At 65.8% G+C, this 22,847-nt stretch carries 18 protein-coding genes; 9 read left to right on the top strand and 9 right to left on the bottom strand.

Going from position 1 to position 22,847, the window contains the following annotated elements:
• Positions 1-176: 176 nt before the first annotated feature.
• Genes FJV80_RS16455 through FJV80_RS16445 form a run of 3 tightly spaced genes read left to right on the top strand, consistent with a single transcriptional unit; the run spans position 177 to position 3,939 of the window.
• A complete protein-coding gene (locus tag FJV80_RS16455; RefSeq protein WP_095775174.1) occupies positions 177-650 on the top strand; it encodes a (2Fe-2S)-binding protein in 474 nt (157 codons plus the stop codon).
• Positions 647-1,630: a xanthine dehydrogenase family protein subunit M gene (locus FJV80_RS16450; RefSeq protein WP_142876943.1), complete on the top strand. Its 984-nt coding sequence runs from the start codon at positions 647-649 to the stop codon at positions 1,628-1,630. The genes FJV80_RS16455 and FJV80_RS16450 overlap by 4 nt, the downstream gene beginning before the upstream one ends.
• Positions 1,627-3,939 (top strand): xanthine dehydrogenase family protein molybdopterin-binding subunit, encoded by a 2,313-nt coding sequence (locus FJV80_RS16445; RefSeq protein ID WP_142876942.1) that lies wholly within the window; start codon positions 1,627-1,629, stop codon positions 3,937-3,939. Before FJV80_RS16450 ends, FJV80_RS16445 begins: the two co-directional genes overlap by 4 nt.
• Positions 3,940-3,996: 57 nt before the next feature.
• Here FJV80_RS16445 and FJV80_RS16440 read toward each other — a convergent pair whose 3' ends face one another.
• Positions 3,997-5,007, bottom strand: coding sequence for an NAD(P)-dependent alcohol dehydrogenase (locus tag FJV80_RS16440; RefSeq protein ID WP_142876941.1), 1,011 nt, complete (start codon positions 5,005-5,007; stop codon positions 3,997-3,999).
• A gap of 96 nt (positions 5,008-5,103) precedes the next feature.
• On the opposite strand from FJV80_RS16440, the gene FJV80_RS16435 reads away from it, so the two are divergent.
• Entirely contained in the window at positions 5,104-6,033 is a 930-nt protein-coding gene (locus FJV80_RS16435; protein ID WP_095775170.1) for a LysR family transcriptional regulator, read from the top strand.
• Between the two features lie 90 nt (positions 6,034-6,123).
• Here FJV80_RS16435 and FJV80_RS16430 read toward each other — a convergent pair whose 3' ends face one another.
• Positions 6,124-6,507 carry an SgcJ/EcaC family oxidoreductase gene (locus FJV80_RS16430; RefSeq protein WP_095775169.1) on the bottom strand — a complete coding sequence of 128 codons (384 nt, stop codon included), beginning with the start codon at positions 6,505-6,507 and terminating at the stop codon, positions 6,124-6,126.
• 142 nt (positions 6,508-6,649) lie between these two features.
• On the opposite strand from FJV80_RS16430, the gene FJV80_RS16425 reads away from it, so the two are divergent.
• The 3 genes from FJV80_RS16425 (at position 6,650) to FJV80_RS16415 (ending at position 7,850) form a co-directional block, all read left to right on the top strand.
• Complete coding sequence (locus tag FJV80_RS16425; protein ID WP_095775168.1) at positions 6,650-6,859, top strand: hypothetical protein; 210 nt, start codon at positions 6,650-6,652, stop codon at positions 6,857-6,859.
• Positions 6,860-6,893: 34 nt separating this feature from the next.
• A complete protein-coding gene (locus tag FJV80_RS16420; RefSeq protein WP_095775167.1) occupies positions 6,894-7,283 on the top strand; it encodes a VOC family protein in 390 nt (129 codons plus the stop codon).
• Positions 7,284-7,364: 81 nt separating this feature from the next.
• Positions 7,365-7,850: a hypothetical protein gene (locus FJV80_RS16415; RefSeq protein ID WP_246688986.1), complete on the top strand. Its 486-nt coding sequence runs from the start codon at positions 7,365-7,367 to the stop codon at positions 7,848-7,850.
• 38 nt (positions 7,851-7,888) lie between these two features.
• On the opposite strand, the gene FJV80_RS16410 is transcribed toward FJV80_RS16415, so the two are convergent.
• From FJV80_RS16410 to FJV80_RS16400, 3 genes are all read right to left on the bottom strand, one after another.
• The gene (locus FJV80_RS16410; RefSeq protein ID WP_095775166.1) at positions 7,889-8,647 is read right to left on the bottom strand and encodes a slipin family protein; all 759 of its coding nucleotides are present in this window, start codon (positions 8,645-8,647) and stop codon (positions 7,889-7,891) included.
• Entirely contained in the window at positions 8,644-10,065 is a 1,422-nt protein-coding gene (locus FJV80_RS16405) for a nodulation protein NfeD (protein WP_142876940.1), read from the bottom strand. The genes FJV80_RS16410 and FJV80_RS16405 overlap by 4 nt, the downstream gene beginning before the upstream one ends.
• 314 nt (positions 10,066-10,379) lie before the next feature.
• Entirely contained in the window at positions 10,380-11,525 is a 1,146-nt protein-coding gene (locus FJV80_RS16400; RefSeq protein ID WP_142876939.1) for a helix-turn-helix transcriptional regulator, read from the bottom strand.
• Positions 11,526-11,821: 296 nt separating this feature from the next.
• Here FJV80_RS16400 and FJV80_RS16395 point away from each other — a divergent pair, with 296 nt between their 5' ends.
• Both FJV80_RS16395 and FJV80_RS16390 read left to right on the top strand, forming a co-directional pair.
• Entirely contained in the window at positions 11,822-12,769 is a 948-nt protein-coding gene (locus FJV80_RS16395) for an AraC family transcriptional regulator (protein WP_246688985.1), read from the top strand.
• Positions 12,770-12,997: 228 nt separating this feature from the next.
• A complete protein-coding gene (locus FJV80_RS16390; protein WP_142876938.1) occupies positions 12,998-17,542 on the top strand; it encodes an autotransporter outer membrane beta-barrel domain-containing protein in 4,545 nt (1,514 codons plus the stop codon).
• Positions 17,543-17,602: 60 nt separating this feature from the next.
• On the opposite strand, the gene FJV80_RS16385 is transcribed toward FJV80_RS16390, so the two are convergent.
• The 4 genes from FJV80_RS16385 to FJV80_RS16370 all read right to left on the bottom strand — a co-directional run bounded on the left by FJV80_RS16385 (position 17,603) and on the right by FJV80_RS16370 (position 22,527).
• On the bottom strand, positions 17,603-18,484 hold the full coding sequence (locus tag FJV80_RS16385; protein WP_095793527.1) for a DMT family transporter: 882 nt from the start codon (positions 18,482-18,484) through the stop codon (positions 17,603-17,605).
• Between the two features lie 139 nt (positions 18,485-18,623).
• Positions 18,624-19,310, bottom strand: coding sequence for an aspartyl/asparaginyl beta-hydroxylase domain-containing protein (locus FJV80_RS16380; protein WP_142876937.1), 687 nt, complete (start codon positions 19,308-19,310; stop codon positions 18,624-18,626).
• A 176-nt stretch (positions 19,311-19,486) separates the two neighbouring features.
• Positions 19,487-20,782 (bottom strand): HlyD family type I secretion periplasmic adaptor subunit, encoded by a 1,296-nt coding sequence (locus tag FJV80_RS16375; RefSeq protein WP_095775203.1) that lies wholly within the window; start codon positions 20,780-20,782, stop codon positions 19,487-19,489.
• A gap of 11 nt (positions 20,783-20,793) precedes the next feature.
• Positions 20,794-22,527: a type I secretion system permease/ATPase gene (locus FJV80_RS16370; protein WP_142885590.1), complete on the bottom strand. Its 1,734-nt coding sequence runs from the start codon at positions 22,525-22,527 to the stop codon at positions 20,794-20,796.
• Positions 22,528-22,847 lie beyond the last annotated feature (320 nt).

The following is a 22,847-nucleotide window of genomic DNA, read 5'->3' as shown; positions in this document are numbered from 1 at the left end:
CTCCGCTTTAGTGGAGTGCCTTCATCATATAAGAAGGGGAACGGGTATGTCACGTCTTTCAAAGCCGCAAGCCACAGCTCCCCTGCCAGCCGGGGATTGACGAAGACGCCCTTGCCCTCCCCCGCCCCGACACCAGATCATTCCCCTCAGCGTCAAGCAACTGGAGCCAGACGCCCATGACGAAAATCCCCGTCCATCTCGACATCAACGGCCGGCACCACGAATTGCAGATTGAGCCGCGCGTGACGCTGCTCGATGCCTTGCGCGAGCGGCTCGGCCTGACCGGCACCAAGAAGGGCTGCGACCACGGCCAATGCGGCGCCTGCACCGTGCACATAGACGGCGAGCGCGTGCTGGCTTGTCTGACGCTGGCCGCGCAAGCCGAGGGCCGCGCCATCACCACCATAGAGGGGCTTGCACGGGAGGGCGAACTGCATCCCGTGCAGGCTGCCTTCCTCGAACAGGACGCCTTCCAGTGCGGCTATTGCACGCCCGGCCAGATCATGTCAGCGGTGGCCTGCATCCGCGAGGGCCATGCCGGCTCCGACGAGGAAATCCGCGAATACATGGCCGGCAATCTCTGCCGCTGCGGCGCCTATCCGCACATCGTTGCCGCCGTCCGCCAGGCAGCCCAGGAGTTCGCATCATGAGGGATTTTTCATACCTGCGCGCCACTTCCACTGACGCCGCACGCCAGGCGGCCGCCCTGCCCGGCGCCATGCTGCTGGCCGGCGGCACCACGCTGATCGACCTCGCCAAATGCGGCGTCGCCGAGCCCGACACGCTGGTCGACATCACCCATCTCAAGGGGCTCGACCGGATCGCGGTCGACGAGCGCGGCGCCACCATCGGCGCGCTCGCCAGAATGGGCCATGTCGCCGACCATGCCGACATCAAGAGCCGCTTCCCCGCCATCTCGGAAGCACTGTGGCAGGCGGCTTCGGCGCAGATCCGCAACATGGCGACCATCGGCGGCAATCTGATGCAGCGCACGCGTTGCCCCTATTTCCGCGATCCCGCGAATTTTGCCGCCTGCAACAAGCGTGTATCAGGCAGCGGCTGCTCGGCCATCGGCGGCGTCACCAGGGGACACGCGGTGCTCGGCACCAGCGAGGCCTGTATCGCCATGTATCCCGGCGACCTCGCCACCGCTTTGGTCGCCTTCGACGCAACAGTTCATCTGGGCGAGCGCAAGCTTCTGGTGGATGACTTCTTCCTGCTGCCCGGCACCACGCCCGACAGGGAACACGCGATCGAGCCGGGCGAGATGATCACCGCAATCGCAATCCCCGGCTCCGCAGCAGCCCGCCGCTCGACCTATCTGAAGATCCGCGACCGGCAATCCTATGAATTCGCCGCCGCGAGTGCCGCTGTCGGCATCGAATTCGAAGCAGATGGCCGCACCATCCGCGATCTGCGCGTCGCGCTCGGCGGCGTCGCGACCAAGCCCTGGCGCGTCCGTGCCGTGGAAGACGCCCTGAAGGGGAAGGTGCTGGAGCCGGAAACCGTCCGTGCCGCCAGCCTGCTCGCCGTCGAAGGCGCCGTCGACCATGGCGCCAACCATTACAAGATCGAGCTCGCGCCGCGCGCTGTCGCGCGCGCCATCCTCAAATTGGGAGAGACGGCATGACCGTTCACAACATCAGAGTTGGTGAATCGAAACGGGGCGACGCCTCCGACGGCACACTGGCGGAGGCCGTCGGCGGCCGGCTGTCGCGCGTCGACGGCCCGGCCAAGATCACCGGTGCCGCGAAATACGCGGTCGAACAGCAGCTCGAAGGACTGGCTTATGCCGTGCTGGTCGAAAGCACGATCGCCTCGGGCAAGGTACGCGCGATCGACACGGCAAGCGCTGAAGCCTCGCCCGGCGTGCTGCGAGTGCTGACGCCGGATACCATCATCAGCCTGAGGACCGCGTCGGACTGGCTCGGCACGCCGCCGCCGGACAAGTCCTATTGCCCGCTGGCCCGCGACATCACCTTCTCGGGCCAGCATGTCGCGGCGGTTGTCGCCGAAACCTTCGAGCAGGCGGTCGCCGCGGCGGCCCTGGTCAACGTCAGCTACGACGAGACGCCTTCCATCGTCGACCTCAGCGACGGCAAGGCCGGTGACGGCATTGCGATCGACGCCATGACCAAGGAATGGGGCGATGCGCCCGCCGCCTTCGCCGCCGCGCCGGTGCGCATCTGCGCCGCCTACAACACGCCGCGCGAATACCAGGCGCCGATGGAGCCACATGGCCTGATTGCGCGCTGGGAAGGTGATCGTCTGACCGTGTGGGAGCCGAGCCAGTGGCTCGACGGCATGGCCCGCACCTATGCCGAATGGTTCGAAGTGCCGTTCGAGAATGTGCGGCTGGTCTCGCCCTATATTGGCGGCGGCTTCGGCTCCAAGGCGCTGGCGCTGAGCCACGGTGCGGTGGCGGCAAGTGCCGCCAAAATGATCGGCCGCCCGGTGAAGCTGGTGATGACGCGGCCGCAGACCTTTACCGGCTATGGCGGCCGCGCCGCGACGCGCCAGACCGTGACCATCGGCGCCGACCGCGACGGCGTGATCCAGTCGATCGTGCATCGCGGCGTCAATGAAACGTCCATCGACGGCATGTGGGTCGAGCCGCTGGGTTCGGTCACCTCGATCATGTACGCGACGCCGAATTTCTCCTCGAAGCAGAATGTCGTGCGGGTCAATTCCGTGGTGCCGGGCGCCATGCGCGCGCCGGGCGAAAATCCCTCGGCCTTCGGCATCGAAAGCGCCATCGACGAGCTCGCCTATGAGGTCGGCATCGATCCATTGGAAATCCGCCTGCGCAACTATGCCGAACAGGATCCGCACGCGAAAAAGGCCTGGTCGACCAGGCAGTTGCGCGAGGCTTTTGCCGCAGGCGCCGAACGCTTCGGCTGGTCCAGGCGCTCGCCGAAACCGCGCTCGATGCGCGACGGCAACCAGCTGATCGGCTGGGGCGTCGCCGCCGGCACCTATCCGGTGCGGCGCGCCTATGGCGAGGCCGTCGTGCGCATCCTGGCCGACGGCTCGGTCGAGGTCGAAAGCTCCTCGATCGACATGGGCCAGGGCACCTACACCATCCTGGCGCAGACCGCCGCCGAGACGCTCGGCGTGCCGGCCGACGATGTGGTGGTGAAGCTCGGCGACTCCCGCTTTGCCCGCGCCGGCGTCAGCGGCGGCTCGCGCCTGGCCGGCGTGATGACGGGTGCTGTTCACAAGGCCGCGACCTCGGCGCTCGATCAACTGGTGGGGCTCGCCATCAGCGATCCGCGCTCGCCCTTCCACGCACTGCAGGCCAACACTCTGGTTGTCGCCAATGGCCGCATCGGCTCGCCGCGCGGCGACGGTCCCGATGTCTCGATCGCCGAACTGCTCAAGAGCGTCGGCCGCGACCGCATCGAGGCGACCGGCGACACCATGCCGGCCAATTCGACCGCCGAGGACCGCTACAAGAACTACACCACCATCGCCATGGCGTTGCCGCACACCGAGGGCGACTATTCGCGCTATTCCTGGTGCGCGCATTTCATCGAGGTCCGCGTCGACGAGGATTTCGGCACGGTGCGCGTCTCGCGCGTGGTGTCGGCGCTGGATTCCGGCCGGCTCTACAACCCCAAGCTCGCCGAAAGCCAATGGAAGGGCGGCATCATCATGGGCATCGGCCAGGCGCTGCTGGAAGAAGGCATCATGGATCGTCGCCATGGCCGCATCGTCAACAACAACCTCGCCGACTACCTCGTGCCGACCAATGCCGACATCCCGGACATCGAGGTGATCTCGGTCGGCATTCCCGACCCGCACTCCTCGGCGCTCGGCGGCAAGGGTGTGGGTGAGCTCGGCATCGTCGGTGTCGCGCCCGCGATCGCCAATGCGGTGTTCCACGCGACGGGGAAGAGGGTACGCGATTTGCCGATCACGCTGGAGAAGCTGATCTGAAATGGAGCGCGTAATCTCCTTTTGCGGTGGAGATTACGCGCTCGGTCACTTTCGCCCCTACCACTCCAGCCCGAACACCAGCTTGCCGAAGTGCAGGCCGCCGGCGGCCATGTGGGCGTAGGCCTCGGTCGCCTCGTCAGGTGAAAACATCTTGTCGACGACCGGCTTGATCCCCGCGGCGCCGATGGCGCGGGCGGCGTCGCGAAGGTCGGACACCGACCCGGTGTTGTTGCCGATCACCTTCAGCGCCTTGATGATGATCGGCAGCAGGTTGATCGTGGCCTCGGCGCCGGTGACGAAACCGATGGTGAACAGCGTGCCGCCGGGCGCGGTGGCGTTGACGGCGCGGGCGAAGGTGGCGGTGCCGCCGGTCTCGACGACGAGGTCGGCGCCGAGCCCGCCCGTCAGCTCAAGCACCTTGCCGTCCCAGTCTGACGTCGCGCGGTAGTTGATGAGATGATCGGCGCCCAGCGCCTTCGCCCGTTCCAGCTTCTCGTCCGACGACGAGGTGATGATGACGGTGGCGCCTGCGGCTTTCGCCAGCTGCAGGGTGAAGATCGAGACGCCGCCGGTGCCGAGCAGCACGACGACCGAGCCCGGCCCGACATTGGCGGCGCGGATGGCATTCCATGCCGTGGTGCCGGCGATCGGCAATGTCGACGCCGCCTCGAAGGAGAGATGCGCCGGGACCGGCACGAGCGAATTGGCCGGCAGCGCCACATATTCGGCCAGCGACCCCGGCAGCGAGATGCCGCGCATCTGCGTCATCTCGTAGGGCCGCGGCCGGCCGCCGATCCAGCGCGGCTTGGCATGGGCGACGACGCGATCGCCGGTGCTGAAACTCGTAACGCCCTCGCCCAGCGCGACGATCTCGCCGGCGCCGTCGGCGACCGGGATGAGCGGAAAGCTCGGGCCCGGATAATTGCCGCTCGCCACCGCGACATCGACGAAATTGAGGCTTGCCGCACGCTGGCGGATCAGCACCTCGCCGCGCTGCGGTTCGGGGGTGGCGACGGTGGCGGCACGGAAGGCGTCGAGCCTGGGTTGGCTCAGTTCGATGGCTTTCATGGTTTCACTCCGGTGAGATGACTGATGGTTGAGTGAACCTATCTGTTGCGCTATTTATGGATAATCGTTCCATTTTGCATTTGAGTAATGCGAAACATACAGCAATCCCACGAACCGGCGGCCCTTGCCGAAATGGCGGCCTTCGCGGCCATCGCCGAGGCGCGCTCCTTCACCAGGGCGGCGGCGCGTGTCGGGCGCGACGCGACCATCCTGTCGCGGCGCCTGCAATCGCTGGAGGAGCGGCTGGGGGTCAGGCTGCTGCATCGCACGACACGCAGCGTGTCGCTGACCGAAGCCGGTGCCGAATTCCTGGTGCGCGTGCGCGCCATCCTCGCCTCCGTCGACGAGGCCGAGGCCGCCGCGTCGGCGCATGCCGGCGGCAGCCCGCGCGGCCTGCTCAGGCTGGCGCTGCCTGGCACGTTCGGGCGCATGTGGATCGGACCGCTGCTGCCGCAATTCCTTGCCGAATTTCCCGATATCCGCATCGAGGCCGAATTCTCCAACCGCTTCGCCGATCTGGTCGCCGAGAATTTCGACGTCGCCGTGCGGCTCGGCGCGCTGGAGGATTCGCGCCTGGTGGCACGCAAGGTGGCGACGCGGCGCCGGCTGCTTTGCGCCGCCCCCGCCTATCTCGCCCGAAGAGGCAGGCCGCGGACGCCGCAGGCGCTGCTCGAACATTCCTGCCTGGGCTTCAGCGGCTTCCAGACCTTTCCGGCCTGGGAGATGACCGACCACGAGGGCCGGCGCGCACGCGTCGAGGTTTCCGGGCCGTTGGTCAGCGACGATGCCGAGGTGCTGGTCGAGGCCGCGGTGCAGGGCCTCGGCCTGATGATGAGCACCGACTGGCTGATCGGACGCGAACTCGCCGACGGACGGCTGGTGCCTGTCCTGGAGGAGTGGACGCTGGCCGATGAAGGCGCGGTCTATGTCGTCGTGCCCTCGGCCAAGGGACAAGCCGCCAAGACCCGCGCCTTCGCCGACTGGATCGGTAAGCGATTTTCGCCGGAGCCACCCTGGCGAAGGTAAGGGCGACGTAGCGGGCGTTCGCGCCGGCGATCGAACGCGGTGCACACACCCCAAAAAAAAGGGGAGATAGGCACTTCCGGCGGTCGCGCCCTACCCTTTCGCCGCCAGCAAATTCGCATCCCGCGCCAGCCGCCAGCGGCCGTCATTCTCCTTGCGCAGCAACGTCAGCGTATAGCCCGACCGATGCACCGGCTCGCCGCCGGGCGGTGTCGCCGTCATATCGATGCGGTTGCGTATATAGGCCCAGTCGCCGAGCAGTTTGAGCTCAACGATCTCGCTGTCACCATCGATCTTGGTCTCGCCCATGCTCCTGGAGGTGGCGGCGAAGGCTTCCTTGCCGAAGGGCTCCTTGCCGGGAACCATGAAGACGACATCGTCCGTCATCAGGCCAAGCACGGTCTCCAGATCGCCATTCCGGCTCGCCGCCATCCAGGTCTCGACCACGTGGCGGATCGCGGTTGCGTCATCGGTCATCGGTTTATCTCCTTGCAATCGTCGGCGATCGGATTGTCGTAAATACCTAGTGCAATCGCCTTCGCCAGCAACGCCGCAGGCGGAACCCGAGCGCTATCGCCCGCGTTTTGTGACGGAGGACTCCACGAAATGGAGAAGGACAATGGCAAGCGCAGCTGACCGCGATCCGCGGCACCACACACAGAAGATGCAGAAGGCATTCAAGGAGATTCAGGACCACCTGCGGGAAGATGTCGCAAAGGTCGATGAGCCCCAGTTCAAGGCGATGTTCGAGACGTCGGCGGAGGTTCTGGGCGGATTGATCAAGGCGTTCCAGGATTATGAGCAGAAGAATGAAGCAGCTTGGCGGTAGCCTGGCTTCGTCGTGAAAAAAGAGAGGCAGGACCATGTCCGCGTCCGCGACTGTCAATGTCCGCTATATGGTCAGCGACGTCGATGACGCCGTGGCCTGGTACACGCAGCATCTGGGGTTTGAGCAACTTTCGAACCATGCGCCGGCGTTCGCGGACGTCAGACGCGGAGCGCTTCGCCTGCTTTTGAGCGGTCCGACCAGCTCGGCGGGCAGACCGATGCCCGACGGTGAACGGCCGGGACCCGGCGGTTGGAACCGCATTCATCTGATCGTCGAGGACCTGGCGGCGGAGGTCGCCCGGTTGCGCACTGCGGGCCTCAACTTCCGCAATGAAATCGTGACGGGGCCAGGCGGCTCGCAGATCTTGCTGGTCGACCCTTCCGGCAATCTGGTGGAACTGTTCGAGCCGGCCAAGAGCAGATAAGCGATCCACTTAGGGGAGATTGGCAGCTCGCCGGTTTTCGCCAATCTCTATATGATGCCCCCGCCACGGTGGGGACCGATAATGAAAAGCGCACTGGCAATCGTCGCACTAGCACTTGTAGCCACCCCTTTCACCCATGCCGCACCTTGCGACTGGTCCGCCCGGATGGAGGAGGACGAAGGCGGCAGCGTGCTGATGGCGTCGGTCTGCGGCGGGCCGAAGGGCGATGCGCATCTGATGCTGGCCTGCTTCGACAGGCCGGTGCTGAGCTATGATCTGGGCGCCGCGGGCGGACAGATCGAGCCCGGCACCAAGGGCACCTTCAGCTTCAAGGCCGGCGGCAAGAGCGTGACCAAAACGCTCGTGCTGGAGGCGATGTACAATTACTTCACGGCAGACCTGTCCGGCCCTTCCGACCCACTGCTGACGCTCTTGCGCGGCAAGGGTGAGGTGACGGTTTCCGCCGACAAATACGGCACGGCGAGCTTTCCGCTGAAAGGCTCCGGAGCCGCGATCGGCAAGGGGCTGGCAGAATGCGGCAAGGGTTCGGGCGGCGAGGCCGATTGACTCTGCCGACGAGGGAAGAGACCGGCAGCGTCAATGCCTCACTTCCCCTGCCCCTTCATGAACTGGCTGAGCAGATCCACCGGCAGCGGGAATACCACCGTCGACGAGCGCTCGCCGGCAATGTCGTGCAGGGCCTCGAAATAGCGCAGTTGCATGGCCTGCGGCTCGGCCGCCAGCATCCGGCCCGCCTCGACCAGTTTCGCCGCCGCCTGCTGCTCGCCATCGGCATTGATCACCTTGGCGCGCCGCAGCCGCTCGGCCTCGGCCTGCTTGGCGATGGCGCGGATCATGCTCTCGTTCAGGTCGACATGCTTGATCTCGACATTCGAGACCTTGATGCCCCAGGCGTCGGTGCGCTGGTCGAGGATCTCCTGGATGTCGCTGTTGAGCTTGTCGCGCTCGGCCAGCATCTCGTCGAGCTCGTGCTTGCCGAGCACCGAGCGCAGGGTGGTCTGCGCCAGCTGGTTGGTGGCGGCCATGTAGTCCGCGACCTGGATGATCGCGCGCTCGGCGTCGACGATGCGGAAATAGAGCACCGCGTTCACCTTCACCGAGACGTTGTCGCGCGAAATCACGTCCTGCGGCGGCACATCCTGCACCACCACCCGCAGGTCGACCTTCACCATCTGCTGCACGAAGGGGACGAGGATGATGAGGCCAGGACCCTTGACCCCGGTGAAGCGGCCAAGCGTGAAGACCACGCCGCGCTGATATTCCCTGAGGATACGGACAGCCGCCGACAGGAACATGATCACGACCAGCGCAACGACCAGATAGGCCACATAACCAACCATCATTGTCTTGCTCCATTCCTTGCCGCATCGCGCCGCCGCACGGTCAGCACGAGGTCGCTTATCTCGGTCACCTCGACGCTGTCGCCGGCTGCGATCGGTTCGTCCGCCCTTGCCCGCCAGCGCTCGCCCAAAGCCAGCACATGGCCCTCGCCGCCCTGCCAGTCGAGGATCTCGACCGGCAGGCCGCGCATCGCCTCGCCGCCGACGCGCGGCGGGTTCTTGCGTGCCGCCCAGACATAGGTGCCGGTCAGCAGCGCCAGCCCAAGCGTCAGCGCGGCGGCGGGGCCGATGACGGCCCATGACATGGCAAAGCCCGGCCCCTCCACCCTCAGCAGCATGGCGGCGCCGAAAAGAAAGGCGGCCACGCCGCTGACCCCAAGCAAGACGGTGGGATTGAGGGCCTCGATGATGAGGAAGGCGATGCCGAGCAGCATCAGCGCAAGGCCGGTATAGTTGATCGGCAGGAGGTTGAGCGCATAGAGCCCGAGCACCAGGCAGATGGTGCCGATGACGCCGGGCGCGACCGCGCCGGGACTGGTGAACTCGAAGACGATGCCATAGACTCCGACCAGCATCAGGATGACCGCGATGTTCGGATCGGTGATGACCGAAAGAAGCTGGATGAACCAGCCGGGCTCCAGCGTCTCGACCGGCAGCCCCTTGGTCGCCAGCACCACTTTTTTGCCGGCCACATCGACGGTGCGCCCATCGGCCAGTTGCAACAGCTCGGTGGTGTCGTGGGCGACGAAGTCGATGACATGCTGCTGCAGCGCCGCATTGGCCGACAGGCTTGCCGCCTCGCGCACCGCCTTCTCGCCCCAGTCGCCATTGCGCCCGCGCAGTTCGGCGAGCGAGCGGATCAGGGCGACCGCGTCGTTGGTCACCTTGGCCATCATCGCGTCGCCCGCCGGCCGGCCGTCCTCACCCTTCTGGTCGCCTTGGCCCTTTTGGTCGCCCCGGTTCTTCTGGTCGCCCTGGTTCTTCTGGTCGCCATTGTCGCCGCCCGGCAGCGACGGCAGCCCGCCGATCTCGACCGGTGTCGCCGCGCCGAGATTGGTGCCGGGCGCCATCGCCGCGATATGGGTAGCGTAGAGGATATAGGTGCCGGCACTCGCCGCATGGCCTCCGGCCGGCGCGACATAGCCGATGACGGGCACCGGCGAGGCCAGGATGTCGGCGATCATCTCGCGCATCGAGGTGACCAGCCCGCCGGGCGTATCGAGTTGCAGGATGAGGACTGCGGCGTCCCGCTTGGCGGCGACATCGAGCGCTTCCTCGAGTTGCCTGGTGCTCGCCGGCCCGATGGCGCCGTCAATGGCGACGCTCAGCGCAACCTTCTCGCTCCCAGCCGAGGCGAAGGGAGAAAACGCAGCCGCGGCGACAAAAGCCACGGCAAGAAAGGCCACCCGCGCGAAGGACACGCTCAACGCTCCATGGACTCAATATGGGTGGTGTCCCGGCGAAGTCCAATGGGGAGCTGATGGCGCCGATTGGCTTAGGCCGATGTGACGGCGAATGGCGTTTCCCCGCGCGGCACGTGCGCGGGGCGTTCGGCGACGCGCCGGTGTTGCATTGTCTCGCGCCTGGCGTCTTGCGCTGGCTCGCACTGGAATTGCCCTGAAACCGCCGCCGCGCTTTCCCGACCGCTGTCGCCGATCAGCCGCGGCGATCGGAGCCTCAGGAAATCGCTGATTCCTCGGCGAGGCGGAGATTGGCAACCTCAGCCGGCCCCGCACTATGATCCGGGAGCCGCGACGGGCGTGCCAATATCCGCAATGAGTTTGACCAGATCGGCCTGGCGGCGCGTGCCGGTCTTGGCGAAGATGCGGTTGAGGTGGGTCTTCAGCGTGTTCTCGCCGATGCCGAGCGACAACGCGCTTCTGGACGCGGACAACCCGCTGCCGATGCGCAGCAGTACCCGCGCCTCCGCCGGCGTGAGATCGAACAGCGTGGTCAGAACGGCCTCCGGCAGTGGCGAAGAGGACGTCGTGGTCGAGACGAAGACAGCGGCACAGGCGGGCCGGAAAGCTGCGCGCGCGGTGCCTTCGCTCAGCGGCAGCACATAGGCGACGGCGGGCGGCTGGCCCGGGGCCGAAATGGGCAGACCGATGCCGCGTGACCCAAGCGAGCCATCCGCGTCCGCGGCGCCGGCGATCGCTTCCAGCAAGGCGCGGGCAACCGCCGCATTCTCCGTCTGCAGCACACCGTTCCTGGAAAGAATGGGACCGTGTCCCGACAGCATCAGCTCGGCGGCTCCATTAGCATGGAGGATCGTGCCGTTGGCGCCGGTCAGAACGACCGGCACGGCGAGATGGTCAAGCGCCGCGCGATAGAGATTGGCGGCCATGCGAGCCTGATCGAGCAGATCGCCGATCAGCGACGCACGGCGCAGATGCGGCGAGAGCATTGCCAGGAAGCGCTGCTCCTCGGCCGAAATCACCCCCCTGCTTGCCCGCGTGGTGCAACCCATGAGCCCGATCCGGTCCGGCGTATGAACGAATTTGGTGATGCAGCCCTCACGCAATCCCTGCGGTTTGGCCCAATTCTGAAAAAAGGGCGTCCGCTGGAGGTCAGCTTCGCTCATATGCGACAGTGTCGCGACGGGCGTGTCGATATCGCCGACGACCGCGGCCTTCAGCCCGGGAATCGCGTCAAAGTCATAATCCTCCTGGAGCACGCGCATCCGCTCCGGATCCCACGGTGATTGGGCCGCGAAGCGGCCGTGATTGCCGGCCGTGCTGGCAAGCGCGATGGTGGCATAGGCCGCATCCATGGCTTCGGTGATGCGGACCATTGCCCCAGTCCACCCGTCGGGGTTCAACACGCAGTCGTAGATATCGCCGACAATCGAATAAAGGACTTCGCTGCTCAGCCTTTCCACCGTTTCTCCTACACCCCGGCATGCCCGCCCCTCCCATGATGGATGGTGGGCAAAAGATGAAACCAGCAATTTTGGACGGCGGGTCGGTGCAAGGACGCCGACCGCGTCTGGACGATTTTGCTGGCGTCATACTTTCGGGTGACGCCAAGCGTGATTGAGCTCGACTAAAGGTCCAATTCGATCCGTTGAACGCTTGGCGACCTATGTCGCTGGTTATTCCTGGAATGGAAAGCGCCGCGTTCGATTTTTTTTGAGACTGCGGGTTTAGCGGGGGCGCTTCCTTGTCAAGAAAGACGGTGTTCTCATCGACTGATTTGCCGCCGCATCTTGGCGAAAGCGACCGTTTTTCCCTCTGGCAGGACATCCATGTCGCCGAGATCTGGTCGGTCGAATACGGCATATCGGAAAAACTGCCTTTCCAGGCCGCGATCGAAGCCACCGCCGTAGGATCGCTCGTGCTTGGCCAGATGGCCGGAACGATCCGGCAGGCGACGCGGAAGGCGAGCAACATCGCCGATGACGGCAATGACGGCTACCTGCTGCTGATCAACAAGGCCGACACCGTGCTGAGCGGGGCGCAGGCCGGCCGTGAATACGGCGTCGGGCAGGGGGAAGCCGTCCTGGTCACCGCGGCGGAAGCGCTGAAAATGACCGGCGCCGACTGGAATGTGTGGACGAACGTGGTCGTGCCACGCGCAGTCCTCACCCGGGCCTTCCCGCAGATCGATGACAGGCTGGCGTTGAAGATCGGCGCCGAAAACGAAGCTCTCGATTTCCTCAAACGCTATTGCCAATTGCTCGAGACCGGCCCCCCTCTCGCCTCGCCCGATCTCATAACACATGCCACGGAAACGATCGTCGACCTGATCGGGCTGGTGACCGGCGCGAAGGGCGAGGCTGCCGAACTGGCCGGCCTGCGCGGCCTGCGGGCGGCGAGACTGCAGGCAATCCTGGCCAAGATCACCGACAATTTCGCCAACCCCGGCATCTCCGCGCAAGGCGTCGCGAAGGAACTCGGGCTGTCGGCGCGCTATGTCCAGGATCTGCTCCAGGAGACAGGCGTCAGCTTTTCCGAACGTGTTCTCGAACAGCGCTTGCAGGGAGCACGCAAGATGCTCTCGCAAAGGCACAATGACGCCATGCGCGTCAGCGAAATTGCGCTGATAAACGGCTTCAGCGACGTGTCCTACTTTAACCGCTGTTTCCGCCGCCGTTTCGGCCACACGCCAACGAGCGTGCGATAGATTCGGATGGTTCCGCTGGACGGGCGACATGATCCCCTTCCTTCCGGGGCGGCGGTCGGTCCTTCAGCCGCGCCCGAAGCGACCGATGATGCCAAACCATCACAGTGCAGGGAAAAGCCCCCGCACCTCGCTCCAGTCCAATTCCGGTGCGGCCCTGCCCAAGACAACAGCCTGCCGCCGATGACATGTCAGCGCCAGGGCGAAACGACTGCCATATCAGGGGATTGAATGCCGCAACACGAATTTGCAAGCCGCAAGGCGAAGGCGTTGAAGTATCTGGCGCTGACGTCGACCGCGCTGGTCTGTCTCGGCCAGCCAATCACTGCCTCGGCAGACGCGATATGGACCGGCGCTGCCTCCACGGACTGGTTCACCGCCGGAAACTGGAAAAACAGCGCTGTTCCCACCTCGGGTGACGACGTCGTGCTCAATCCGAAGTTTCCGAATCCGACCGTGATAGACGGGGCAAATGCGGCCGCGCATAATCTCCTTCTTGGCACCATTGCGAGCTACACAGGCTCGCTGACGATCAAAAGCGGCGGCACGCTCGCCAGCAGTGCCGGCTTTGTAGGCTACCTCACGGACGCGAACGGGGTCGTGACCGTTACGGGAGCAGGCTCGGCCTGGAACAACAGTTCGGACCTCTTCCTTGCCGCCAGTCCGGGCAGCACCGGCACCTTGTCGATCTCCAACGGCGGCGCGGTCAGCGACACGGTGGGTCATGTCGGCTCCGGCGGCACCGGCACCGCGACCGTCGACGGGATCGGCTCGACCTGGACAAACAGCGGCGACCTGTACATCGCCGAACATGGCACGGGCACGCTGAACATCACCAAGGGCGGCGCGGTCAGCAATGCCGTAGGCACAATCGGCTGGCATGCGGGCTCCAACGGCGCGGTGACGGTCGATGGTGCGGGTTCGACCTGGACAAACAGTTCGTCGCTCTTCATCGGCCATGCCGGCGTCGGCACTCTGACCATCTCCAACGGCGGCGCAGTAAGCAACTCCCTCGGTTCGATTGGTGAGCAGGCCGGTTCCAGTGGCTCAGCGACTGTCACCGGCGTCGGCTCGTCCTGGACCAATTCCGGCAATCTACTTGTCGGCTGGGGCGGCGCCGGCACGCTGACGATCCAGAGCGGCGGCGTGGTGAGCAGCGCCAACGGCCAGATCGGCGCCAAATCCGGTTCGACCGGCAGCGTGACAGTCGCCGGCGCCGGCTCGTCCTGGACCAATTCCGGCGAGCTTTATGTCGGCTGGAGCGGCGCCGGCACGCTGACGGTCCAGAACGGTGGCACGGTGAGCAATACCAACGGCTATATCGGTGACAATTTCAGCCCGGCCGCCGCCGCGACGGTGGACGGTGCGGGCTCGCACTGGACCAATTCCGGCCTTCTCTCCATCGGCAATTACGGTGCCGGCGCGCTGACGATCCAGAACGGCGGCGCAGTGAGCGCCATGTCGGGTTACCTCGGCATCAATGCCGATTCGAGCGGCACCCTTACGGTCACCGGAAGCGGATCGACCTGGAGCGACACGAACGGCCTCTACGTTGGAAATGGCGGCACTGGCATACTGAACATCCAGAACGGCGGTCTCGTCAGCAGCAACATCGGCTTTGTCGGTGCCATAGCGGGCTCGACCGGCACGGCGTCGGTCGATGGCATAGGTTCGATCTGGAGCATCGCGTCGAGCCTGTTTGTCGGCGACGCCGGCACGGGCACCTTGACGATTTCGAATGGCGGCACGGTCAGCAACGGCGCGGCGGCCATTGGCGCGAAAGCCGGCTCGACCGGCTTGGTATTCGTCGATGGCGCGGGTTCGACCTGGACCAATAGCGGCGATATGCAGGTCGGGCTTGATGGTTCCGGCACGTTGAACATTACAAATGGAGGCAGTGTCAGCGATGTCAATGCCGTGCTTGGGTACGGCGCCGGCGTAGGTACCGGTATCGTGGATGGTGCGGGTTCGAAATGGTCCAACAGCGGCTATCTACAGGTCGGCGCCGGTTCGATCTCGACATTGGCGATCACGAATGGCGGCGTCGTAAGCGCGGGTAGCGGTTCGGTGGATTCTTCGAGCAAGGCAACTGTCGATGGCATCGGCTCGACCTGGATGAACATCGGCGGCTTTACTGTGGGCGTCGGCGGAGCAGGCACCGTTTCCGTGTCAGGAGGTGGTGCCCTCAGCGACGTAGACGGCATTTTGGGTTACTACCAGGGCTCCAGCGGAGCCGCGAGTGTGGATGGCGTGGGTTCGAACTGGGCGAATACCGGCAAACTCATTGTCGGCCAATCAGGAACCGGCACGCTCGATATCACCAATGGCGGCGCCGTCAGCAACCAGACTGGCTCCGTGGGCTACGACGTGGGGTCCGTGGGCACCGTCACGGTGGATGGACCGACTTCGAGCTGGACCAATTTCTCGGACCTGCGCGTCGGCTATTTCGGTACGGGCAAGTTGACGATCTCGAATGGCGGCAGCGTCGTCAACCTGGTGAGCACTGTCGGTTCCGCCGCCGGCGCCATCGGCGCCGTGACGGTCGACGGCGTCGGCTCGGTCTGGACCAACAATTCTTCCCTCTATCTCGGCGAAAACGGCACCGGCACGCTGGCGATCTCAAACGGCGGTACGGTCACCAGCTCTGCCGGCTATCTGGCTTTTGAGGCCGGGTCCACGGGGACGGCCGCAGTCAGCGGCGCGGGCTCAACCTGGACCAGCAGCAACCTCCTTCTCGTCGGTCAGCGTGGTACGGGCTCATTGACCGTCTCGAACGGCGGCAAGGTCTCCAGCACCACTGGCAATCTAGGCTTTTATGCCGGGTCCACCGGCAAGGCTGACGTCAGCGGGCCCGGCTCGACATGGGCCAATAGCGGAGATCTCGATATCGGCCTTGGTGGCACAGGCACGCTGACGGTCTCGGATGGCGGCGCCGTGTCGGCCGGCGGCGCGGTCAACATCGCCTTGCTGGCGGGCTCCGTCGGCACGCTGAACATCGGTGCAGCGAGTGGATCGCCGGCGGCGGCCGCGGGCACGCTCGATGCGGCGAGCATCCAGTTCGGCGCCGGCACCGGCACGCTCAATTTCAACCATACCAGCACGAACAATGGCTTCGCTTCAGCGATCAGCGGACTGGGGACGATCAACCAGATCGCCGGCATCACCAAGTTGACCGGTAATTCCTCCGGCTTCACCGGGACGACGAACGTTCTCGGAGGCGGCCTCTATGTCAACGGCTCGCTCGGCGGCGCGATCAATGTCAGCGGCGGCCTGCTTGGCGGGTCGGGCACGGCAGGCAATGTGACCATTGCTTCGGGCGGCACCTTTGCACCGGGCAATTCGATCGGCACGATCAATGTCAGCAACACAACCTTCTCGGCGGGTTCGATTTATGCGGTTGAAGTCGAAAGCGGCGGCACATCCGATCGGATCAGCGCCACCGGTACGGTGACGATCGGCGGCGGCACGGTCGACGTCATCCCCTATCCGGATTATGCGACCGGCACGACCTATACGATCGTCACCGCGGCAGGGGGTGTCACCGGCGCCTTCGACAAGGTCAGTTTTGAAGGCAGCAGCTCGATCTTCATTGCGCCGACGCTCACTTATGACGCGAACAATGTCTATCTCAACCTGGCCAAGGCAAGCTTTGCCAGTGCAGGCCTGACGCCCAACCAGATCGCCACCGGCGGCGGCGCCGACAGCCTTGGCGCCGGCAATCCGCTCTTCGATGCCATCCTGCTGCTGCCGACGGCGGCGGCCGCCCAGGACGCCTTCGACCAGCTCTCGGGCGAGATCCATGCCTCGGCCAAGGGCATGCTGCTGGAAGACAGCCGTTTCCTCCGCGACGCCGCCACCAACCGCATCGATGCTGCCTTCGGCGATGCCGGCGCGGCACCACTGCCGGTCATGGCCTATGGCGAGGGCGGACCGGAAATGGTGGCCGCCGACACCGATCGCTTCGCTGTCTGGGGCCAAGCTTTCGGCTCATGGGGCAAGGTGGATTCCGACGGCAACGCCGCCGCCTTCGACCGTTCGACCGGCGGCCTGCTGGCCGGCGCTGACACACTGCTCGGCGGCTGGCGCGTCGGTGTTCTCGGCGGCTACAGCCATTCGTCCTTCGACGCCGATGATCGCAATTCCTCCGGCAAAAGCGACAGCTACCATCTCGGCCTCTATGGCGGCACCAATTGGGGCGCCATCGCCTTCCGCACCGGTGCCGCCTACAGCTGGAGCAGCCTCTCGACCAGGCGCTCCCTCGCCTTCAACGGCTTCACGGATGCGCTCTCGGCCGACTACGACGCCGGCACCGCGCAGATGTTCGCCGAACTCGCCTACAAAGCTGATGCCGGCAGCTTCAAGTTCGAACCCTTCGCCAACCTCGCCTATGTCAGCCTGCACACTGACGGCTTTAGCGAAACCGGCGGTGCGGCGGCCTTGACCAGCGCCGGCGCGAGCACCAACGCCACCTTCACCACGCTCGGCCTGCGCGGCTCGACCGATTTTGCGCTTGGCGGCGTCAATGCCACCGCGCGCGGTATGCTCGGCTGGCGTCACGCTCTTGGCGACGTCACGCCGACCTCGAGCTTCGCCTTCGCCGGCGGCGACGCCTTCACCATCGCCGGCGTGCCTATCGCCAGGGATGCGGCCGTCATCGAAGCCGGTTTCGACATGAGAATGTCGCCCGATGCGACGCTCGGCCTGTCCTATTCCGGGCAGTTCGGCGGCGGTGCCGTCGACAACGGCGCCAAGGCAAGCCTCAGCGTCAAGTTCTGACGACAACAGGCCGCCGGCTCGCGCCAAATTGATGTCGCCATGCGGTGCTGGCGTCCAGCTCTATTCCGGCGACGGCACCGGCGGCTTCGAGGTCAGCGCCGTCCCGGCGGCAGCGACAATGACGGCGGCGATGCCGGCCAGTTGCGGCGGGGTCAGGCTTTCGTCCAGGAACAGGAAGCCGGCCAGCGCGCCGAGTCCCGGCTCCAGGCAGGTCAGCGTGCCGTAGATGCGGGCCGGCATGCGGGTCAGCGCCACCATCTCCAGGAAGAATGGCAGCGCGCTGGAAAACAGGCCGACGAGCAGCGCGCTGGCCAGGACCGACGGCGCCAGCAGCCCCGTTCCCGCCTGCGCCACGCCGAAGGGCAGCACCAGCACGGCGGCGATCGCCATGCCATAGGCGGTGGTGCGGGTGCCAAGCTCCGCACCCGCCTTCTGTGCCAGCACGATATAGAGCGCCCAGAAGCCGCCTGCCGCCAGCGCCAGCATCACCCCGGTCGGATCGAGCGGCTGCAAAGAGTGGATGAAGGGCGACAACAGGATGATGCCGGCCAGTGCAAGCGCGATCCAGGCGAAGTCGCTGGCGCGCCGCGAAGCCAGCGTCGCCACCAGCAGCGGCCCGGAAAATTCCAGCGCCACGGCGACGCCGAGCGGGATCCTGGCAAGGGCTGCGTAGAACAGCAGGTTGAGCGCGCAGAGCGTCACCCCATAGGCGACCAGCCACGGCAAGGTGGCACGCGTCGGCCGCATCTGCCAGGGCCGCAGCACCGCGATCAGCATCAGCGCGCCGATCACCAGCCGCAGCGTCGTCGTGCCTTGCGCGCCGATCTGCGGGAACAGGGTTTTGGCGAAGGTGGCGCCGATCTGGATCGACACCATGGCCCCCATCAGCGCCGCGACAGGCAAGGGCGCCGCTTCGCGCCTGGCAACCGGCATCGATGTCACTTCGGTTTGTCCTTCCCTGCCGCGATATGCTGACGCGGCGGTATCGGCATAGGCCGAACCGGCCCGCCTGTCCTGAGGCAGTGAAGGCGGCTTGATAGGGTCAAGACAGGTGTCGAGGCGCGCTGGCGCCCTCGCCGTTTCAGCCGCTGAACGACACGCCCCGGCGGCGCATGCCCGCCTGCACGCCGCGCACGATCATCCGGGACAGCATTTCCATGTCCCAGGGCATGCCCGGGCGCCAGACATCCAAGAGCAGGGCTATGCGCGCTTCATCGGCGTTGTTTATCACCTCGTGCGGATAGGTGTCGTCCCACAGCATGCCTTCGCCGTCACTGATCCGTCTTTCCTGATGGTCGATCATCATGATGGTTGCCGGGCGGCCATCGGCCTGGCGCGGGATGACCAGGCCTAGGTGAAACCGCATGATGCCGCGGAACGGCCCGCGATGGCTGGGTATGTGCTTGCGCGGCGCCAGGAACGAGATCGCCGCCGATTTGACTTCCGGGCATTCGGCGAGCAAGCGGCTGAGCACCGGCATGCGCGCCAGGTTCTCCGGCACCGCCATGTCATAGGCCTTGAGCACGAACATGCGCCAGTCGAGACCGTCATTGGCCGAGATATCGGCCTGCTCCGGCATGATGTCATGGAAGCGCGGGACCTTGTCCAGACGCACGCCAAGCGCTTCGTCGCGTATGTCGCGCCAGGCGCCGGTGAATTTCGCCGCGTTCGGAAATTCGCTGGCGGAATCGAGGATCGCCGGCGCGTCAATGCGCCTTTCATAGACACGCCGGATAACATCGGATGCAAGATCGTAGGTGCGCGACATCGCATGGCCTCCGTCGCATCATAAACGGACGGCCCCGATTTTGGTTACACATTTTGTTCACGACGCCGTGCGCTGCCCCGCCAGCCGTGGCACGATCACCTGCAGCCCTGCCGTCCGTGTATGAAAAGACCGATCATCGTGCGCAGGCCGAGGCCTGCCCCGCAATTGCAGTTCCCTCATTCCCTGAAGGCGCGGCTGATCTGATCCTGCAGCGGTTTGACGAGATAGGAGATCACGGTCCGGTCCGCGGTCTTGATAAAGGATTCGACCGGCATGCCGGGAACCAACCTGACCTCGCCGAGGCGTGCCACCTCGGCATGCGTGGTCGCGATGCGAACGGTGTAGTAGCTGATGCCGGTGCGCTGGTCGGTCGTCGTGTCCGGTGAGGTCAGTTCGACCGTGCCGTTGATTTGCGGCGTGGTGCGCTGGTTGAAGGCCGAGAAGCGCAGCGCCGCCGGCTGGCCGACCCAGAGCTGGTCGATGTCGCTCGGCGCGATCTTGGCCTCGACCGTCAGGCTGTCGCTGTCGGGCACGATCTGCATGATCGTCTGGCCAGGCGTGATCACGCCGCCTATGGTGTGGGCGATGGACTGCTGCACGACGCCGTCCTGCGGCGCGCGGATGTCGATGCGCCTGAGCTGGTCCTCGGCGGCGATCTTGCGTTCCGTCAGCTCGCCGACCTTGCCGTCGATCTCGCGCAAATCCTTGTTGACGTCGGTGCCGAGTTCGAGGTCGATCTGGAGGATCTGCAAATTGATCTCGGCGATCTTGCCCTGGGCCTGTGCCAGGGCCGCCGTCAGCTGGCCGCGCTCGCCGTCGAGCCGGGCCGACTCGCGCTCCATGGCGGTCAGGCGATCGATCGAGATCAGCCGCTTCTTCCACAGTGCGCGTATGCTGGCCAGTTCCTCCTCGACGAGCGTGATTTCCTGCGACTTGGCTTCGACCTGCGCCGTGTCGCCGCCAATCTCCTTCTGCAGCTGCTGGATGCGCTCCTGCAGCTGGCTCTTCTGGCCGGAACGACCCGCACGCCTTGTCTCGAAAACCTGTTGCTCGCCGGCCATCATCTCGGCGATCGCCGGATCGCCGCGGCGATCGAGAAGCTCTTGCGGAAAGACGATGGTGTCGGAGCCCCGGCGTTCGGCCTCGAGGCGCGCCTCGCGTGCCGACAGCTGGTCAAGCGCCTTGGTGACGACGGCAAGGTTGGCCGCCGGCACGGTCGGGTCGAGGCGCACGAGCAGCGCTCCGCGCTTGACCCGGTCGCCGTCACGCGCCGCGATCTCGCCGACGATGCCTCCGGTCGAATGCTGCACATCCTTGACGTGGGAATCGACGACGAGGACCCCGGAGGCGATGACCGCTCCCGAAATCCGCGTCAGCGAGGCCCAGCCACCGACGCCGCCGACCAGCAGCGCGACCGCAATGAGGCCCAAACGCATGTAGTGCCGGATGGATTGGTGAGAGGTGCCTTGCATCGTTGCGCCTCTCACTCGCCCGCCGCCGCCACGCCGGGTGATGGCGCCGGCCCTTCGGTGGCGAGCCTGAGGTGCGGCACGGTGGCCACAGCCGGTTGCGGCCGCGGAAACAGCTTGGCCAGAACCTCGTCCTTGAGGCCGAACGCCTGGACGCGGCCCTGGTTCATGGCGAGGATGAAATCGACCGTGCCGAGCGCGCTTGGCCGGTGGGCCACGAGCACGACGATGCCGCCACGCTGCCGCACCGAAACGATCGCCTGGAACAGCGCCTGCTCGCCTTCGGCGTCGAGGTTGGAATTGGGTTCGTCGAGCACCACCAGGAACGGATCGCGATAGAGCGCGCGGGCCAGCGCGATGCGCTGGCGCTGGCCGGCCGAGACGGCCTCGCCGAGTTCGCCGATCTGCGTCTCGTACCCGTCGCGGAAACCGACGATGAGATCATGCGCGCCGGCTGCCCTGGCGGCTGCGATCACCAATGCGGGATCGGCGTCGGGCTCGAAACGCGCGATGTTCTCGGCGATCGAGCCGGCAAACAGTTCGACGTCCTGCGGCAGATAACCGATGAACTTGCCTCGGTCCTCCGGCGACCACTGGTCGAGGTCGGCGCCGTCGAGCCTGATCCTGCCGGCGGCGGACGGCCAGGCGCCGACGAGCGCCCTGACCAGCGTCGACTTGCCCGAACCGCTCTGGCCGATAATGCCGACGGCATGTCCCGCTTCCAGCGCAAAGCTGGCGTCCTGCACCAGCAGCCGCGGCGTGCCGGGCGCGGCGACGCTGGCGTTCTGCATGAAGACGTGGCGGCTCGGTGCCGGCATGGCCATCGGCTCGGCATCGGCCGGCAATGCGGCGAGAATCCTGGTCAGCCGTTGCCAGCCCTGCCGCGCCGTCACGAAACCTTTCCAGTTGGCGATGACCAGATCGACGGGCGCCAACGCCCTGCCGCTCAGGATGGAGGCGGTGATGATGATGCCCGCGGTCGCCTGCTGGTCGATCACCAGCCAGGCGCCGAGGCCGAGCATGGCCGACTGCAAGAGCATGCGCAGCACCTTGGACACGGCGCCGAAGCCTCCGGCGATGTCGCTGACGCTGCGCTGCTCGGCGAGGTAGTCGCGGTTGGCCTCTTCCCATCGTTTCGCCATCCGGCCGCCCATGCCGAGGGCCGCGATGACTTCCGCGTTGCGGTTGCCGGTCGTGGTCAGGCCGTTGCGGACGATGCCGGTCTGGGTGCCCGATGTGACCGGCTTGCGCGTCAGCCGCTCGGCGAAGATGGTCAACAGCACGAGCACGATCGCGCCGATCAGGGCCGTCACGCCAAGAAGCACGTGGAACATGAAGATGATGGCCAGATAGAGTGGCAGCCACGGCAGATCGAACAGCGCGGTCGGCCCGGAGCCCGACAGGAAGGTCCGCACGCTGTCGAGATCGCGCACCGGCTGCATGGTGTCACCGTTGCGCCCGACCTTGAGCGGCAGCTTGAGGACGCTGGAATAGACACGAGCGCCCAGCGCCTCGTCGAGCGCGCCGCCGATGCGCACCAGGATGCGACCGCGGATGAAATCGAGCACGCCTTGGCCGGCATAGAGGACGGCCACAAGCAGGCTGAGGCCGATCAGCGTCGGCACGCTGCGGCTCGGCAGCACGCGATCATAGACCTCGAGCATATAGATCGAACTGGACAGCATCAGCACATTGAGAACACCGCTGAACAGCGCGATGGCGATGAAGGCCGAGCGGCAGGATTTGATCGCCGCCGCGAGTTCCGATCCCTGCTGCCGGGCTTTGGGTGGCCGCTGCCGGACACCGGGACTGGCGGGGCCTCGCGCCGCCGCGACGCGGGGGGCATCCGGACCGGGCTCAGCGGTGTCGCGACCGCGTGCCCGAAACAGCGCAAACGCGCCGAATCCCGCCAGAGCCAGGCAGGCCGACACAAGGCCAGGCGACCGCGCCAGCACGCCGCCCAGCCCCGAAAAAACGGCGCAGGCGATCGAAACCAGACCCAAGGACCTGGTCCTTGCCTGCGCCAAGCTGAAGATGGTGGAGCCCCTTCCCATGCCGTGTCATGCGG

The sequence above is a fragment of the Mesorhizobium sp. WSM4310 genome (genome assembly GCF_007003935.1).
Classification (GTDB): Bacteria; Pseudomonadota; Alphaproteobacteria; order Rhizobiales; family Rhizobiaceae; genus Mesorhizobium.
This window is presented reverse-complemented; position numbering and strand designations above follow the sequence as displayed.